Genomic DNA, 17,591 nt, shown 5'->3' on the forward strand with positions numbered 1-17,591 from the left:
ATATATTAGTTATTTTAATAGTGAATATGTTGGTAGATCGTTTACTTGTGGCTGATGACCTCGTTGGAAGGCTGTCAGCCCTGTTCTGGCAATTTCTTTAATGCCGAAAGGTCGAAGCAACTCTATCAAAGCATCGATTTTGTCAGGCCGGCCTGTTATTTGAACGGCTAAACTATCTTTACTCACATCGATAATCAAGGCACGGAAAGGATCAATAATTCCGTTGATTTCGCTGCGAAGCTGTGAACTGCTGGCCACCTTTATTAGTGCCAGTTCCCGTACAACGATTGCTTTATCCGTAATATCGGAAACTTTTAAAACTTCAATTTGCTTGTTTAATTGTTTGGTAACTTGCTCAAGGCGCTGGTCGTCTTCCACTTCAACAACCAGAGTCATTTTTGAGATTCCATCCGTTTCGGTTTTTCCAACAGAAATACTCTCAATATTAAATTGCCGCCTTAGTAACAGGCCAGTAACTCGATTTAAGACACCACTTCGGTCTTGAACTGTTAGAGTGATAATTCGTTTCATGATGGTTTCACCCCAATCATTTCATGTATTCCTTTACCCGGAGCAATCATTGGAAAAACTTTTTCCTGCTGGAGAACTCGGCAATCCATAAGAACAGGACCTTCATAAGCAAATACTTCCGGAAGCTTTGTGATTAATTCTTCCTGTGTTTCAATCTTTAACCCGCGAATATGATAGCTTTCTGCCAGCTTTACAAAATCAGGCTGTGAATGAAGAATTGATTCGGAAATACGGTTCCCATGAAGCAGTTCTTGCCACTGACGAACCATTCCGAGCGCTCCATTATTAACGATAATGATTTTGATTGGCAGATTTTGTTCATAAATAACGGATAGCTCCTGCAGGGTCATTTGGAAACCTGCATCCCCAACAATTGCTACGACAGTGCTTTCTGGAGAAGCCATCTGCGCACCTATTGCGGCAGGGAAGCCGAAGCCCATAGTGCCTAGTCCGCCGGAGGTGACCCAGCGATGGGGCCTATCAAAATTGTAAAATTGTGCAGCCCACATCTGATGCTGGCCTACATCCGTTGTTACCACTGCTTCACCTTTTGTAACTTTATGGATTGCTTCAATCAACCATTGCGGGCTCATACCATTAGGACTATGTTTATACCAAAGTGGGAATTCCGCTTTATATTTATTAAGCGTCTCTAACCATGCTGAGTGTTCGGGCGAATCAGCTGTCTGATTGATCAGCTCGACTAACGCTTCTTTGGCATCGGAAACGATAGGGATAAGAGTAGGAATATTTTTACCTATTTCAGCTGGATCAATGTCAATATGGGCCACTTTTGCATTTGGTGCGTAGTGTTTTAGGTTACCGGTAAGACGGTCATCAAAACGGGCACCGATATTGATAAGCAAATCACATTCATACATCGCCATGTTTGCGGTATAGGTACCATGCATACCACCCATTCCTAATGAGAGAGGATTGTTCGCTGGAAATGCCCCTAGACCTAGCAAAGTTGTTACCACTGGAAGTTTATGTTTTTCTGCAAATACTGTTAATTCTGCAGAAGCTTTGCCGTGAAGAATACCTGCACCAGCAAGAATGAGAGGCTTTTTCGCCTTTCCAAGTGCATCTGCCAGTTTTTTGATTTGCAGCGGGTTGGGCTTAGTAGTCGGCTGATAACCTGGCAAATGAATGCTTACTTCCTGTGGTTCTTCGAATAGTTCTCCAGCTGAAATATCCTTTGGAATATCGATTAGGACTGGTCCTGGACGCCCGGTAGAAGCAATATGGAAGGCTTCCTTCACGATTCTTGGCAGATCGGAAATGGATTGGACCTGATAATTATGCTTCGTAATTGGTGTCGTGATTGCCATAACGTCTGCTTCCTGGAAAGCATCCGTTCCGATGACACTTCGCGCAACCTGTCCTGTGAAAACCACAAGCGGTAAGGAGTCCATCATAGCATCTGTAATTCCTGTCACCAGGTTCGTTGCTCCAGGTCCTGAAGTGGCAAGGACGACTCCTGGTTTCCCAGTAATTCGTGCATAACCTTCCGCAGCATGGATACTGCCTTGCTCATGACGGAAGAGGACGTGATTGATTCTCGTCTTTGCCCGATATATAGCGTCGTAAATTGGCAGAACAGCTCCACCTGGATAACCAAAAATAGTGTCAACTCCTTCATTAATTAATAAATCAATGAGAAGATCTGCCCCTGTTTTTGGTGCGGTACTGGTTTGGAATTCCAGTTTTGCTTCTACTTTCACCTTGTATTCCCTCCTTAAGGGTAATTGAATATTTTTGTAACATAGTAAAAAAGGCCCTATTCTCCCCGAATAAACTGCAGTTAAAAAATCAAAAGCAGAGTAATCGGGGAGAAAAGGCCTTTCATTTTCTCGGTACCACCCGGTTTCCACAGTATCCTCACGAATACTGCCTTATGAAGCGACATAAAAAACAAAAACGCTTCGTTTTGGTAACAGGTGCTTTAAGAAAAACACCCGATTAAGCCTACTAATTATAAACGTTCAGCTTAACACTCAGGGATGAGACCAGAATAAGTTGTATTACTGGGCTTCCAGCAACCCCAGCTCTCTGAAAATACAATTTCTTATTCCTGTTCCCGTCATCGATTTATAATATTTTTTTGTCAAATGATTTATCACTTAATACTTTTAGTACCTTAGCTTCTGTGGGAAGGGGAGGGGTACTAGTTGATCCCTGCGTTTTCAAACTTTGATTACTGTCTAGCTCCAGCGACCAGCGACTAGTGTCCTTCGCTCTCCGTGTTTCCTTTATCTCAGTTGGAGCGCTCCAGGCCTGTCGTGCGCTAAACGGTCGCTTCCGCTTTTCTTTATATTTTCATAATCCCGCCAGTGTTGGCAGAGGTAACAAGCTTTGCATATTTTGCAAGATAACCAGATTTGATTTTTGGTTCTGGTTTAACCCAAGTGGATCGTCTTTCAGCTAAAACCTCTTCATCTACGAGAAGGTCAATGGAGCGTGCTTCAAGATCAATTAAAATTTTGTCGCCATTTTCAACCAGAGCGATAGGACCACCTTCTGCTGCTTCCGGTGAGATATGACCGATTGAGATCCCACGGCTTGCACCAGAGAATCGGCCATCGGTAATGAGGGCAACTTCTTTCGCTAACCCGCGTCCAGCAATTGCAGAAGTAGGTGCGAGCATTTCTGGCATCCCCGGTCCGCCTTTTGGACCTTCATAACGAATAACAACGACATGGCCAGACTTTACAGTCCCATTATTAATGTTTTCTTGAGCCTCATCCTGTGATTCAAAAACAATCGCTTCACCAAGGAAGGTCTTAATCGATGGATCTACTGCTCCAACTTTGATAACCCCGCCATCAGGTGCAATGTTTCCATATAGGATGGACAGGCCGCCAACAGGGCTATATGGATTATCTTTTGTCCGGATGACAGCCTCATTTGTGATTGTTGCTTCCTTCACATTCTCAGCAAGAGTTTTTCCAGTTATTGTTAAGCAGTTATCATGGAGAGCACCTTCAACTTTGTACAACTCATTGATGATTGCACTGACACCGCCGGCACGATGAACATCGTCCATAGAATAATCAGATGCTGGCATAATTTTTGTTAAATAAGGTACTTTTTCAGCGATTTTGTTAATTTCGCGGAGATCGTATTCAATTCCGGCTTCATGGGCGATGGCTAGTGTATGTAACACTGTATTCGTTGAACCGCCCATTGCCATATCAAGTGCGAACGCATTATCAATTGCTTCTCTTGTAATGATATCGCGAGGGCGAACATCTTTTTTCACTAATTCAATTAAATGTCTTGCGGCCTGACGAATTAACTCATGTCTTTCTTCTGAAGTTGCTACGATGGTTCCATTTCCTGGAACTGTCATTCCGAGCACTTCCATAAGACAGTTCATCGAATTGGCTGTAAACATCCCTGAACAGGATCCGCAAGTAGGGCAGGCCTGAGTTTCAATATCTAACAGCTGCTGCTGACTAATGGTACCGTTATGGTAAGCACCAACTCCTTCAAATACTGAAGTGAGGGAAAGCTGCTTTCCAGAAGAGGAAACACCTGCTTCCATTGGACCGCCAGAAACAAAAACAGAAGGTACGTTGGTTCTGGCGGCTGCCATTAACATTCCCGGAGTGATTTTGTCACAGTTTGGAATGTAAAAAACACCGTCAAACCAATGGGCATTAATAACTGTTTCGGCACTATCCGCGATGATTTCACGGCTTGGAAGGGAATAACGCATTCCAATATGTCCCATGGCAATACCGTCATCAACGCCAATCGTATTAAATTCGAAGGGAATTCCGCCTGCTTCCCGGATAGCTTCTTTTACAATTTGACCGAAATGATTAAGGTGTTTATGTCCAGGGATAATATCAATATACGAGTTGCAGACACCGATAAACGGTTTTTCTAAGTCACTCGTCTTTACCCCGGTTGCGTATAATAGGCTGCGGTGGGGAGCACGGTCAATCCCCTTTTTAATCATATCGCTTCGCATTTTTCTATCTCCTAACTGACGATGGCATGGTTTGCGCCTGTCGGATAACAAGCCACACCGTCCGTTGTGACAATTCGTCTAAATTCCTCTAATAATTGGTTTGTAATTTCTCCAGGCTTGCCGTCTTTAATTACTCGCCGATCTACTTCAATGACGGCAATAACTTCGACTGCTGTTCCTGTTAAGAAAACTTCATCGGCCACATAAACATCATGTCTTGTGAAAGGAGTTTCTCTTACCTCGAAACCTTTTGCTCTAGCAACATCGATAATGGCATTTCGTGTAATGCCTTCTAATGCACCTAAGTAAACGGGAGGAGTATAGATAACCCCATTTTTTACAATAAAAATATTATCGGCTGAACCTTCTGTTACATAACCTTGATCATTTAGCATTAAAGCTTCTTGAACACCAACTTGATTGGCCTCCAGTTTAACAAGGATATTATTTAAGTAATTCAGCGATTTAATTTGTGGGCTCAGTACATCTGGGCGATTTCTTCTGCTCGCAACAGAGGCAATTTTGATTCCATGCTCATAAAATTCCTTTGGATACATGGTTAATTCCTCAGCGATAATGATGACGTTTGGATTAGAGCAGGAAGAAGGGTCCAGTCCAAGATTCCCTTTACCACGTGAAACAACGAGACGAATATAGGCGCTTTCTAGCTGATTTTTTCTAATCGTTTCCACGATTAGCTCCGTCATTTCCTCCTGTGTATATGGAATCTTCAACATAATGGATTGAGCTGATTCATATAGCCTTTTCAGGTGGGCATCGAGCCTGAAGATGTTCCCGCTGTATACGCGAATACCTTCGAATACTCCATCACCATATAAAAAGCCATGGTCAAATACTGATACGACAGCATCCTCTTTCTTGACGAACTGGCCGCCAAGGAAAATCCATTGACTTCCCAACTTAACCACTCCTCTTTAATGATAAACCGCTTTAAATGATTAAATCCTCATTTTAAAAGAATAGCCTTGCCCCATCCCTGTTGTAGGGGGATGAACAAAGGCATCATTTACTATCAGTTTCTTATTGACGATAATCATACAACCAATCGGAAACATGGTCAATATAAAAATCAGACAATTCAAATTAATCGAAATAATTGACAGCGTTTTCATTCTTGTCATGATAAGGAAAAGGAGAGGAAAAAATTTTTTGAAAATTTTTTTAAGTGAGTATTTTTTGGGTAGAAAGGAGGGGTGGAGAATCAGAGGAAAATAACTTGAAAGTGTTGGAAACCCGGATTAATTTCATTTTTCAGCATTTAGTCCCCAGGAGCAGAAATCACTACTGTAAAATATCGTTTTCACCTATTCCAGCTTTGCAAGATATTCATACACCTCCCTTAAATTACAGAATCCTTTCTTTTGAGCTATCTCTAGATAATATCGCCAAACTTGCGCAGTCATAGCGGCATCTCCTAGAGCATGGTGCCGATCCTTAATTTGAATTCCGCAAATGCCACATACGTCTTCAAGTGGCATTGATTTCATATAGGGATCAGTTAGACGGATTAAAAAAGAGGTATCAATAATGCGTTGATTAAATTTGGTTCGTAAAAAGTCCCAGGTTATTTTTTTCATAAAAGCCTGTTCATGATTGGCGTGATGGGCGACTAGGATAGCGCCGTCAACGAATTCGAAAAACTGCATTAATACTTCTGAAGCAGACGGTGCCTTTCGCAAATCTTCTTCACGCAGATTGGTTAAGGCGGCAATTTCAGCAGATAGCGATAGCTCTGATTTTATTAGTGAATAAAAGGTTTCTGCGGTTTCGATTTTCGGCCCCTTCATTTTAATGGCTCCAATGGATAGAACGTAATCTCCTTTTTCAGGATAAAATCCTGTTGTTTCTATATCAAACACAACTACTTTTAATTCGTTAAGAGGGGAGTCTAGTGTGTCTTTTTGTCTCATTTCTTTTTGCAGATTTCTAATAAATGCCATCTGCTGTGGAGTGGATTGTCCTTGTATTCCTGCATAAATATTCAAATTGAGCTTTCCGGAAATTTGCCGGAAAAATTGGATCATCTCATTCATTCCCACTTTTAATCATCCTTTTCTATTAATCTTCTTACTAATCGAAAGAAGCCAGCACCGTTTCTTATAATGGTTTTTAACTCCTTATTTTGCTCTTTACTGAGGATTTGAATGGGAATATAATGTCCAGATTTATAGTCAGTGTGATTTCCATATAAAAGCCGGTAGTTTAGTAATTTTAAAAACAGCTTTTTATATAAGTCCTTTTCAAGTGAAGAAAGCCCTGCCTCTTGCATCTGGCCGAGTCTCGAAAGGGTGGAGGTTCCGGTCACATTCGCTTTAATCGCTAGAAGTCGTACAGCATTAACATATGGAAAGAGCGCTACTTCTTTTAGATTGAGAGAACCGGCATACGGACCGTGTGTTTCGACTAATAAATTTCCGAGTACGTTTACCCCTTTCTTAAGGTATAATGTATTGCCTAAAACCTTAGAGATAAGCTGTTCTTTATGGATTGTTTGATAGACGATTGTTTTTAGTTTTTCGATATATTTATTCTCTCCATATATGGATCTTCCATCGATAAAAATGAGTAAATACCGTATAGATTCCCATGAGGAGTCTAAAAGCCAATTTGTTAGTTGCTGTTGCCATTCGAACATGGATTTACACCAAATAGGATTGTTGGCCATAACACCGCCATCACAGTACTCGTACCCTGCCTGATATAAGCCTGCGGTAATCTCCATTCCTAACTGCAAAAAATAGGCTTGTGTTTCTGGGCTTACTTCCTGATAAATGATCCCGTTGTCTTGGTCACTCCAAATAGACTGTTCAAATCTACCAGCGCTGCCCATGACAAAAAAAGAAAAGGAACAGGGAAGGGGACCATACTTTTCTTTTGTTCGGCAGACGGCTAATTCGATAACTTGTCTCATGATTTCATCATGGAAATCATTTAGCCTAAAGTGGTCGTGAGAAACCTCTCCTATCCGGCAATCCCTATTATTTCTAATCTCTGAGTAGCTGGAGTCCCCCATCCGTTTCACCGCATTTCTTTAATAGTTAACACCCGCCCCAAAAAATCACAGGGCAGGAAGCATGGTAAAGGAAAAATTTATGCGTTTAGTTTCTGTTCTGCCTTCATTAATTCAGGGTAGCCGTAACTGCCGTGTTCGCTCATATCAAGCCCAATGATTTCTTCTTCTTCCGAAACGCGAAGTCCGTTCATGAATGCTTTCATAATGGATAGAAGAATGAATGATACGATAAAGGCAAAAGCGCCGCAGGCAAGAACTCCTATTGCTTGAACTCCTAACTGATGCAGGCCGCCGCCGTAAAATAATCCGGGCTGACCAACGGTTGCTAATTCTTTGGTTGCAAAGAAGCCGGTGGATAATGTACCCCATACTCCAGCTGTTCCATGAACTGATAACGCAGCAATCGGATCATCGATTTTTCTTTTTTCAAAAAAGCGGATGCTGTAAAAAACAAGAATTCCTGAGATAAAACCAATCACGACAGCTGCCCAAGTATCAACAAAAGCACAAGAAGCAGTAATAGCAACTAATCCTGCCAACGCGCCGTTTAACATCATTGGAACATCAGCTTTTCCTAAAACCATCCACGAAATAATCATGGCTGCGACAGTACCTGCAGCGGCTGCCAAATTGGTATTGAGGGCAACAAAGCCGAAGAAGCCTTTGTCAACGGATAGAGTGCTGCCGGCGTTAAATCCAAACCAACCAACCCAGAGAAGTAATACACTTAAGGCCGTAAACACTTGGTTATGTCCAGCTAGATTATTCGCGGATCCATCTTTATTATATTTACCAATCCTTGGTTTTAAGATAATGGTTGCGGCTAAGGCTGCCATTGCTCCAGTTAAATGGACTACGGTGGACCCGGCAAAGTCTTGTTTACCATGCTCTGCCAACCAGCCGCCGCCCCAAATCCAGTGGGCGATTGGAGGATAAACGATTACAGAGAAAAGAACAGCAAATACTAGGTAAGCACCTAATTTAGCGCGTTCGGCAAATCCGCCAAATGCTATCGTTAGCGATATGCCCGCGAAGGCTAATTGAAATAAAAAGAAAACAGAACCTGAGAGTGATAAACTATCGATATCATAGCCTGAGTAAAAGAAATCGGAAAAGCCGATCAGGGAATTGCCGCTTCCAAAAATTAACCCAAAGCCCACAGCCCAAAATATAATCGAGCCAATTCCAAATGTAAGGATCGTTTTGCCGGCAATGTGCCCGGCATTTTTCATGCGGGTTGAACCGGTTTCTAATAGGATGAACCCTCCAATCATTAAAATGACAAGGACAGCTCCCAACATAACCCACATACTGTTCATCAAGAATAGTGTATCCATTAATGTTCCTCCTTTTAGCTATGTTAATTTTCTTAACATTCGGTGTAGTTGTATTTTTACATGAATGTAGTGGATGTTTCTATAAGTTTGTTAGAATACCTCACATGGTTTTTAGCTTTTGCCAAAAAAGAACCAACTTCTGTTAGGAAGTTGGTCCTCTTCGTAATCCAAACTGGGCGTTTAGTTGCCCTTGGATCATCTTTCTTCTGACATCTTCTTGGTTTTGTTTCTTTTGGGTACGCAGCATTTCCTTTCTTATTTCATGTGTCTGGACGCCGTCTTCAATTTTGTTGGCGATTTCCACCAACAGCTCTACATCGGCAAAAGAGTATTTCCGGCTGCCGCCTGGTGTTCTTTCAGGGAAAATCAATTTTCTTTCCTCGTAATAGCGGATTTGACGTTCGGAAAGACCGGTCAGGTCCCTGACGACCCCTATGGTAATAACCTTTTTATCTTTATAGGACATGTCATTTCCCATAACTTCTATCACCACACAATATTAGCATTCTATAAAACTGTTACGTTCAAAATATTCTATGTTATATTTTCTCACATGAACTGGGAATTTGGAACAAAAATGATTAAATTTTGAAAAAATATACTTTGAGGGAGTTGATTTTTATTTGTCGTCAGGGGAAAAAGTCTTTTTGTATATACCCTCCAGTTCACTTATAGTGAGGGAGGTAATCTTAGGGTCAGAAGACTGAAGGATACCTGATTCTAACAGCTTTTTAATGTAATAATTCCGCAGCTTCTCTATTCCATCCCTGAAATGTTTTCCCAACCTTTTCCTCTCCTTTATTAGCAATTTTGAAGTGTTCGTAGAAGTTCATGTGCTTTAGAGCCGAGTGTTTTCATTAATTCTTCATATAGCTCATCTCTTAATTGATCTAATTTAAGTATTTTTTCAGCTAATTGAATGTCATTCTTTTGATACATAATAATCTCCCTTTCAATGGTTTATATTGAAAATTTAGCTGAATTTTTGCGGTTTGTCAGTTGGTCTGTTAGATAAATTAACAACCTTTTTCCACTATAGATTGGTTTTGAAAGAGATTCTCACAAAAAAGAACCGGGCAATTGCCCAGTTCTGTATTTTTTAGAATTCTCCATCAAAAGGTGTAAATGGAATGTTAAATCTTCTTTCCAAGACACGAAGCCGTTGATTAACGCGCTGAAGCCGGCGTTGAAGTTGGTTTATTTCCCTCTCTTGGCGCTCATTTTCCCTTTCAAGTTGATTAAGGCGGCGCTCTATTTGCTGAGGTTGTCTATCAGGTTCATAATCATAATACTCTGGCTGTGAGTAAGGCAATGCTTGTGTATACGGGTTATATTGTCCGTAAGTGTTATAGTCAATTTGGGTTTGAGGCGCTTGAGGAACTTGGTAATATCCATATGGATTCATCGGGCAACTCTCCTTTTGGTATAGATACCCTATAAATTATGTAGTTATTCGCGGAGAGAGACGGCGAATGCCTATATACTCCGTAAAACTTATTTCTCCAAGTCTGAACTAACGAAAAAGGAAAAAAATGAGAATATTTTTTCTAGAATAATATGTTAATATTCACTTCACCCTATTAATATAGTAATAAATTAAAATAATGAATAAAATTCCATAAAAATTTATATTTATTTTTATTCAAAATATTATTAATGTTTGGTAAAATTGTTTTTATAAAAAAATATTTAGGAGGTCAAAAGATGAAAAAAATGAAAATTATTTCTACTGTATTAATAGCCGCATTTGTTTTTATTCTTTCTGCATGCGGGACGAGCAAAACGACTGGAGGCAGCAGTGATGACAAAACTCTTAAGGTCGTAACAGATGCAGCATATGCGCCATTTGAATACTTGGATAAAGGAAAAGTAGTCGGGTTTGATGTTGATTTTATGAATGCAGTTGCCAAAGAAGCTGGATTAAAAATTAAGATTGAGAATGTAGGCTGGGATCCTTTATTTGTGGAATTAGACAAGAAAACAGCTGATATCGGTATGTCAGCGATTACCATTAACGATGAGAGAAAGCAATCATATGATTTTACAAGACCATATTTCCTATCTACCAACAAGATTCTTGTTCCAAAAGACAGCGATATTAAGAGCGGGGCAGATTTGAAAAACAATAAAACAATTGCCGTTCAAAATGCAACGACTGGTCAGGAAGCGGTTGAAGGCCTTCTTGGTAAAAATAATGAGAAAATCAAAAAATTTGAAAATAACAATCTAGCCATTCAAGAAATGAAAAGCGGCGGTGCGGATGCGGTTGTTGCCGATAACACTGTTATTGAACAATACGTTTTAAACAATCCAAAAGATAACTTTGTTGTAATTGAGGATTCTACTGCTTTTGCACAGGAGTTTTACGGACTAATGCTGCCAAAAGGAAGCAAGCTGAAAGCAGATTTGGATAAAGCGATTAATACCCTTATGGAAAATGGGGAGTATGCAAAAATTTACAAGAAGTGGTTTAAAGTAGATCCAGATTTAAGTAAATTACCAAAAGAATAAGAACCGTTAACAACAGGAAATTGCGTAACTCAATTAATAGCAGTTACGCAATTTTTGGTTACATTGCTGAAACAGGCTTCATGATGAATAGGCAGGGGGATGTTAGATGGATATTAGATGGGACATTTTAGCTGAATATGCTCCATTTTTTCTTAAAGGAACGTTATTAACGATAGGACTTTCAATTGCAAGTATTTTAATAGGAACTATACTAGGCTTGTTTATTGGATTAGGGAAAATGATGAGAAATAAGCTTCTCGCATTACCGTTTAGTGTGTACGTTACCTGCTTTAGAGGGACGCCTTTACTTGTACAAATTTTATTAATACACTTTGCAGTTGTTCCCCTTTTTCTCGGGGAAACAAACGCGATCGCGGCAGCTATTGTAACCCTTTCTTTAAATGCCGCAGCCTATATTGCTGAAATTTTCCGCGCCGGTATCCAATCGATAGATCGGGGGCAAATGGAGGCAGCCCGCTCACTCGGGATGAATCATGTACAAGCTATGCGCCATGTGATCCTGCCGCAGGCAATTAAACGGATGATTCCTCCGCTGGGAAATGAATTTGTCGTGTTGATTAAAGAATCTTCGCTGGCATCAATCGTTGCCGCCCCAGAGCTAATGTATTGGGGGAAAGCAATGCAGGGACAATATTTTCGTGTCTGGGAGCCGTATGTAACGGCTGCGATTATTTATCTGGTATTAACCCTTTCTTTAAGCTTTCTGTTAACGCGCCTTGAAAGGAGGCTGGCAACCGAATGATAAAAGTAGAAAAATTAAAAAAGTCATTTGGAAGCAATGAAGTTCTCAAAGATATTAATGTTACTGTAAAGCCGCAAGAGGTTGTGGTGGTGATTGGACCTTCAGGTTCTGGAAAATCAACATTTCTGCGCTGCTTAAATATGCTTGAGACGATTACGGGCGGCCATGTCTATATTGAAGGAATCGATTTGACCGATAAAAAGACGGATATCAACAAAGTGCGGACAGAAGTGGGCATGGTATTCCAGCAATTTAACCTGTTCCCTCATAAATCGGTAATTGAAAATATTATGCTGGCTCCAATGAAGGTAAGAAATGTGCCGGCAGAAAAAGCGAAGGCTAAAGGTTTGGAGCTTTTAAGAAAAGTTGGCTTAGAAGAAAAAGCAGAGGCCTATCCGGATTCTTTATCAGGTGGACAAAAGCAGCGTGTAGCGATTGCCAGGGCGCTTGCGATGGAACCAAAGATTATGCTTTTTGATGAACCAACCTCAGCGCTTGATCCGGAAATGGTCGGTGAGGTATTAGAGGTTATGAAGCAATTGGCCAAAGAAGGTATGACGATGGTCGTTGTCACACATGAAATGGGCTTTGCCAAAGAAGTGGGCGACCGCGTCATTTTTATGGACGGTGGAGTTGTCGTTGAAGAAAACGTTCCAAAGGAATTATTCGAAAATCCGAAAGAAGACCGGACCAAGTCATTTCTGAGTAAAGTATTATAAGAAAAAGTGAGGCCGATGCAGCCTCACTTTTTTTGTGCTTTATACTATCTTTCGAGCTTATGCATATTTCTTATTTTTCAAAATCAAAAACCTCTGTGATTCGGTCTGCTTTTATACGGTTTTGGCATAACCGGAATAATTGGTCATAAAATCCGTCCACTTCTTTTGTAGATGAAGGGAGTTTGACCTGTACCGTTGTTGAGCCAAACATTTGTTTAAAATAAGCTTTCCGTTGATCGTTTTTCCCGTCACGTTTAAACGGCTTATACATCCAAACAATGTGCGGGGAACCGTCTATATCCTGAACTTGGCGCAGCTCGGCTACAGTCGTTGATTTATCATGGGCATAAATCACCAAATAATAAATATCATTGCGGTGCCAATCAATAAAAACAAAATAATAACCAGTGTCCGTGCTGGGTCTTTTAACTTCATAAGCCGCTAATGTTTTCTTTCCGTTCGTCCATTGGTGGAACTTCGGTAAGGTGCCGCAGACCGTATCAAGTTTTCTAATTTCGAAGATGGATGAATTTGATTGTTCAATATAATTTGATAATAAAATTGCTTGGTCCTTTTCCAAAGTTTATTCTCCTTTAGTCTTTGGCCTAATTATACTTGGAAGGTTGATAAGAAAGGAACTCTATTGTGACGTTATTTGCTTTACTTTTTCATTTGTTGCTTTTGATTTTCTAGTTTTGTTTTTCTTGGAGTTTTTGGCATTCCGGTATTTTGAAGGTGATAGATCTGTTACACGTTTAAAGGATTGTGCAAAGAAAGACTGAGAAGAAAAGCCGGTAATGGCTGATATACTCGAAATTGGGTAATTGGTAGTTTCTAACAAAATTTTACTTTCCCGGATACGGATTTGAATTAAATATTCAATCGGTGAAACGCCGAATGCTTTCTTGAAGGAGTGAGAAAGGTAGTATTTATTGATATGACCAACCTCTGCAAGAGTATCTAAATTAATCTCTTCACGAAAATGCTGCTTAATATAATTTTTGATAAATGCCACATCTTTACTTATCTTTTTTGTAGATGTTTTCTCCAAGCTAAATTCTTTTTTCCTCATCATTTTAAGCAGTAAAATTTCTACTATGTTATGGATAATCAACTCATAATCTTCCTTTTGGTTTTCCACTTCCTCAATCAATTGCTGGAGGTAAAAAAGATAGACGTTTTGCTCCTGTTTGTAATGATAAAAAGTGACCTGTAATCCCGGATCCTCTGGAGATGAAAAGGCGAGACCCTGGATGCCAAGAGCAATATATTCAAGGGGGTGATCGGCACTGGACTTTTCCGTGTGCTCGGCATTCGGATTGATAACAATTAAATCATGCTCTTTGACTGGGATATCTTGTTTGGAAAAAACGAAAGTCCCTTTGCCCTTCGTAATATACAATATTTCTGTAAAGTGATGGGTATGGTTGGTGCTGTGCCAATCTTTATCATATTTTGATTTGGTTACATAGAGAAGTTTTACTGGAAGATGGCCTCGCCCCGATTGCGGAACCTCATAGATCTCATTTGACAAATGACTCACTCCCTCATAGAGAAGATAATTAACCAAATTATAAGTTTTTTAGTGTAATATTACAACGGAAAGCAATATATCTAAAAAACAGAACAAGATGTTTATTGTGAAAGCGTTTTTTCATTTGTATACTTTTCCTATCAATTGATATATGTTTTATATTAGTATCGTGCTGAGTATCGATAAAATAATGTTATGGTTACCATAATGTTTTTTGATTTTACATTAAACATTTATAAACTTAAAATTTTAATATAAGCTGCGCTGCAGCATTCAAGAATACGTATTGATACAAGGTTTTCTGCCTTAACGTTGTAAATTCGCATAATCCCGAGGCTGTCCCTATCAGGATATTTATATTATAGGGTTGACCCATCAACCCAATTTATTATACATTATAACTGTAAGAAATTTCCCCGATTAAGACTGAATGAGAGGAGGGGATGGATCTTATATTAGAAATAAAACAGAAAATGCATCCCAGTAGGTAGCAAAGGCATTATAAATAAAGAAGTCAACGAAGAGCTAATTGATAATGACAACACATCCATCTAACATTCATCGACAATCATTTCTCAATTGCAAATTTCTTATCAATATAGATTTTACGTAATCCTTTATTATATCAACTTCATTTCTCATTATACGAAAACCACAAATTATGGCTCTATGAAGGTCTTACTTAATTACGCTTATATATTTAGATATATAAATATATAAAAAAATATAGAAACGGTGGGATAAAAAAAGTTATCCATCAATAGGACAAATTGCAAGATTTTGAGTTATTAAGGGGACTGTCTATCTTTTCTTTAAATTGGATTCACTAGGAATTGTATTAGCTAATTATCAGTACGAAGGGTTAAAGACTATTGGAATTCATTTTCGGTAAACCATTATTACATTCAGAGGTAGAATATGTTAAGACGTAAAGCTAGGTTAAAAAAACTTGTAAGCTTGTCTTTTTTATTTTGTTTTTCCGGAAAACGTTTGGATAATATAATACAAACGTTTTCCGTAATTGGAATTTATAGATTAATAGGAGTGAATGAGGATGGAAACTGTAAGAATTGGTATCATCGGTGCTGGACTTCGAAGCGGGATCGCGAAGTACTGGCATAATCCTGGGGGAAAATCAGTAGTTGTTGCGGCTGCCGATGTTTCACCGGAAAGACTGAAGACATTTCAAGAAAAAGTGAATGAACATGCCTACATTACAACGGATTACAAAGAACTTTTAGCCCGTACGGATGTGGATGCTGTCGCTATCCTCTCTCCAGATTATTTGCATGAGGAGCATGCAATTGCTGCACTGGTAGCAGGAAAACATGTCTATTGTGAAAAGCCATTAGCGATTACAGTAGAAGGCTGCGATCGGATTATCGAACAAGCAGAAAAGTCTGGAAAACATTTAATGGTTGGTTTCAATATGCGCTATATGAGTATGTATCAAACGATGAAAGAGATTATCGACTCAGGTGTCATTGGTGACCTTAAAGCCGTTTGGGTAAGGCATTTTGTTGGACTAGGCGGATATTACTACTATCATGATTGGCATGGAACTGCCAAAAACACTACTTCACTGTTGTTGCAAAAAGGTTCACATGATCTCGATGTCATCCATTGGATTACAGGGAAATATACAAAGAGAGTTTCTGCTTTTGGGAGCCTTGACTATTATGGAGGGGATAAGCCGAATCACTTAATCTGCCCTGATTGTGAATTAAAAGACACTTGTCCGGAAGCTAGTCTACATACGTTAACACAATGTACTTTCCGTGAAGAAATCGATGTTGAGGATAATAATATGCTGATCATGGAGCTTGAAGGAGGAATAAAGGCATCTTACTTACAATGCCATTTCACACCAGATTATTCCAGGAACTATACTTTTATTGGGACTAAAGGCAGAATTGAAAACGATGATGTAAATGGAAAGGTATACGTTAAGACAAGAAAATCCAACTCCTGGAATGAATTTAGCGATATCACCTATGACATGAAAAAAGAACAGGGCAGCCATGGCGGTGCCGATCCGAAAATCACGAATGATTTTGTTAATCTCGTGTTGTACAACAAACAGCCTTTAACCTCACCGATTGCGGGCAGAATGAGCGTTGCGGTTGGCTGTGCAGCAACTGAATCCATCCGCTCCGGAGGGAAAGTGGTAGAAATCAGTCCAGATCCAAGCATAACGATCGTTTAAATTTCTATCCTTAAGAAAAGGAGAATGATAGATGGAAAGTAACAGAATGATAGGGAAAATCAATCATTTTGCTGAAAAGATCATGAGAATTGCCCAATTTCAATTGCTCTGGATTGTATTTTCCATTTGTGGCGGAGTTGTTTTGGGGATGATGCCCGCCACAATAGGTTTATTTACAGTCATACGGAAATGGCTGCAGGGAAATGAGGATAACCAGTCCTATGTTAAGATTTATTGGGCTACATTTCGAAAAGAGTTTTGGAAGGCAAATATAATAGGTTTTATCCTAACCATCATAGGCTTAATGATTTACATGAATTTTTCCCTAATCCGTTTTACTCACGGGATTGCTTATTGGTTCTTGGTAATCTTTGTATTTATGATGACTATTTTATTTGTCATTCTCTTATTCTATATCTTTCCGGTATATGTTCATTTTGAAAATAAATTTAGTAAATACTTTAGCATTTCAATATTAATAGGTATTTCATCCCCTTTTCATACAATGCTGATGATCATTGGGTTCTATCTAGTCTACTTGTTGTTACTTTGGGTGCCGGGATTCATTCCCTTTTTAAGCATAGGTTTATTTTCGCTCATTTCTATGTACATCGCTATGAAGGCGTTTACTAGCATGGAGGGAAAAAAGGAACATGCTTCCGAAAAAAAACAGTCACTAATAAAAGGGTTATTTCATAATGGTTTCAAGCCTGCGGCAAATAACAATGAAAAAGTAGAACCATTGAATAGATAATTTTGAAAGGAAGTGACGTCGTAAGGTGGAAAATTTACAGAGAACCACAGAATTAGCAGGAAAGTTACAGGAAGATATCGATTTAATCGTTGAACCGAAGAAAAGTATTTTAAAAAGGATGTGGAAAGAGCGATATCTTTATCTATTGTTACTTCCAGGATTACTCTTTTTTATCATCTACCGGTATGTTCCAATGGCTGGAAATATTATTGCTTTTCAAGAT

General features: G+C 39.4%; 18 protein-coding genes and 1 pseudogene. 6 read left to right on the forward strand and 13 right to left on the reverse strand.

The window, feature by feature from the left end:
• Positions 1-9 precede the first annotated feature (9 nt).
• The 11 genes from ilvN to AC59HZ_RS14830 all read right to left on the reverse strand — a co-directional run bounded on the left by ilvN (position 10) and on the right by AC59HZ_RS14830 (position 10,286).
• A complete protein-coding gene (gene ilvN, locus AC59HZ_RS14780) occupies positions 10-531 on the reverse strand; it encodes an acetolactate synthase small subunit (RefSeq protein ID WP_496546563.1) in 522 nt (173 codons plus the stop codon).
• Positions 528-2,255: an acetolactate synthase large subunit gene (ilvB, locus tag AC59HZ_RS14785; RefSeq protein WP_496546564.1), complete on the reverse strand. Its 1,728-nt coding sequence runs from the start codon at positions 2,253-2,255 to the stop codon at positions 528-530. The genes ilvN and ilvB overlap by 4 nt, the downstream gene beginning before the upstream one ends.
• A 587-nt stretch (positions 2,256-2,842) precedes the next feature.
• Complete coding sequence (ilvD, locus tag AC59HZ_RS14790; RefSeq protein WP_496546565.1) at positions 2,843-4,510, reverse strand: dihydroxy-acid dehydratase; 1,668 nt, start codon at positions 4,508-4,510, stop codon at positions 2,843-2,845.
• 11 nt (positions 4,511-4,521) lie between these two features.
• Complete coding sequence (ilvE, locus tag AC59HZ_RS14795) at positions 4,522-5,430, reverse strand: branched-chain-amino-acid transaminase (RefSeq protein ID WP_496546566.1); 909 nt, start codon at positions 5,428-5,430, stop codon at positions 4,522-4,524.
• A gap of 405 nt (positions 5,431-5,835) precedes the next feature.
• Positions 5,836-6,564: an exonuclease domain-containing protein gene (locus AC59HZ_RS14800; RefSeq protein ID WP_496546567.1), complete on the reverse strand. Its 729-nt coding sequence runs from the start codon at positions 6,562-6,564 to the stop codon at positions 5,836-5,838.
• An 8-nt stretch (positions 6,565-6,572) separates the two neighbouring features.
• Complete coding sequence (locus AC59HZ_RS14805) at positions 6,573-7,544, reverse strand: DUF294 nucleotidyltransferase-like domain-containing protein (RefSeq protein ID WP_496546568.1); 972 nt, start codon at positions 7,542-7,544, stop codon at positions 6,573-6,575.
• A gap of 77 nt (positions 7,545-7,621) precedes the next feature.
• Positions 7,622-8,881, reverse strand: a complete 1,260-nt coding sequence (locus AC59HZ_RS14810; protein WP_496546569.1) for an ammonium transporter — start codon at positions 8,879-8,881, stop codon at positions 7,622-7,624.
• 142 nt (positions 8,882-9,023) lie between these two features.
• Positions 9,024-9,359: a MerR family transcriptional regulator gene (locus AC59HZ_RS14815; protein ID WP_496546570.1), complete on the reverse strand. Its 336-nt coding sequence runs from the start codon at positions 9,357-9,359 to the stop codon at positions 9,024-9,026.
• Between the two features lie 141 nt (positions 9,360-9,500).
• Positions 9,501-9,689, reverse strand: coding sequence for a Fur-regulated basic protein FbpA (locus AC59HZ_RS14820; protein ID WP_496546571.1), 189 nt, complete (start codon positions 9,687-9,689; stop codon positions 9,501-9,503).
• Positions 9,683-9,820, reverse strand: coding sequence for a protein YkzB (ykzB, locus tag AC59HZ_RS14825; RefSeq protein WP_496546572.1), 138 nt, complete (start codon positions 9,818-9,820; stop codon positions 9,683-9,685). The genes AC59HZ_RS14820 and ykzB overlap by 7 nt, the downstream gene beginning before the upstream one ends.
• A 160-nt stretch (positions 9,821-9,980) precedes the next feature.
• On the reverse strand, positions 9,981-10,286 hold the full coding sequence (locus tag AC59HZ_RS14830; protein WP_496546573.1) for a hypothetical protein: 306 nt from the start codon (positions 10,284-10,286) through the stop codon (positions 9,981-9,983).
• A 299-nt stretch (positions 10,287-10,585) separates the two neighbouring features.
• Between AC59HZ_RS14830 and AC59HZ_RS14835 the strand changes: the two genes are divergently transcribed.
• The 3 genes from AC59HZ_RS14835 (at position 10,586) to AC59HZ_RS14845 (ending at position 12,874) form a co-directional block, all read left to right on the forward strand.
• A complete protein-coding gene (locus tag AC59HZ_RS14835; RefSeq protein WP_289986530.1) occupies positions 10,586-11,392 on the forward strand; it encodes a basic amino acid ABC transporter substrate-binding protein in 807 nt (268 codons plus the stop codon).
• 106 nt (positions 11,393-11,498) lie between these two features.
• Positions 11,499-12,155 (forward strand): amino acid ABC transporter permease, encoded by a 657-nt coding sequence (locus tag AC59HZ_RS14840; RefSeq protein WP_496546574.1) that lies wholly within the window; start codon positions 11,499-11,501, stop codon positions 12,153-12,155.
• A complete protein-coding gene (locus tag AC59HZ_RS14845) occupies positions 12,152-12,874 on the forward strand; it encodes an amino acid ABC transporter ATP-binding protein (protein ID WP_496546575.1) in 723 nt (240 codons plus the stop codon). Before AC59HZ_RS14840 ends, AC59HZ_RS14845 begins: the two co-directional genes overlap by 4 nt.
• A gap of 70 nt (positions 12,875-12,944) precedes the next feature.
• Here the strand turns inward: AC59HZ_RS14845 and AC59HZ_RS14850 are convergent, their stop codons facing one another.
• Together AC59HZ_RS14850 and AC59HZ_RS14855 are read right to left on the reverse strand one after the other, a co-directional pair.
• Positions 12,945-13,454, reverse strand: a complete 510-nt coding sequence (locus tag AC59HZ_RS14850) for a hypothetical protein (protein ID WP_496546576.1) — start codon at positions 13,452-13,454, stop codon at positions 12,945-12,947.
• A gap of 60 nt (positions 13,455-13,514) precedes the next feature.
• A complete protein-coding gene (locus tag AC59HZ_RS14855) occupies positions 13,515-14,408 on the reverse strand; it encodes an AraC family transcriptional regulator (RefSeq protein ID WP_496546577.1) in 894 nt (297 codons plus the stop codon).
• A gap of 1,054 nt (positions 14,409-15,462) precedes the next feature.
• On the opposite strand from AC59HZ_RS14855, the gene AC59HZ_RS14860 reads away from it, so the two are divergent.
• The 3 genes and pseudogenes from AC59HZ_RS14860 to AC59HZ_RS14870 form a co-directional block, all read left to right on the forward strand.
• Positions 15,463-16,614, forward strand: a complete 1,152-nt coding sequence (locus AC59HZ_RS14860; protein ID WP_496546578.1) for a Gfo/Idh/MocA family protein — start codon at positions 15,463-15,465, stop codon at positions 16,612-16,614.
• 31 nt (positions 16,615-16,645) lie between these two features.
• The gene (locus AC59HZ_RS14865) at positions 16,646-17,368 is read left to right on the forward strand and encodes a YesL family protein (RefSeq protein ID WP_496546579.1); all 723 of its coding nucleotides are present in this window, start codon (positions 16,646-16,648) and stop codon (positions 17,366-17,368) included.
• Between the two features lie 76 nt (positions 17,369-17,444).
• Positions 17,445-17,591: pseudogene (locus tag AC59HZ_RS14870) on the forward strand (sugar ABC transporter permease); the annotation flags it as partial.

The organism is Neobacillus sp. DZ-9, assembly GCF_059587065.1.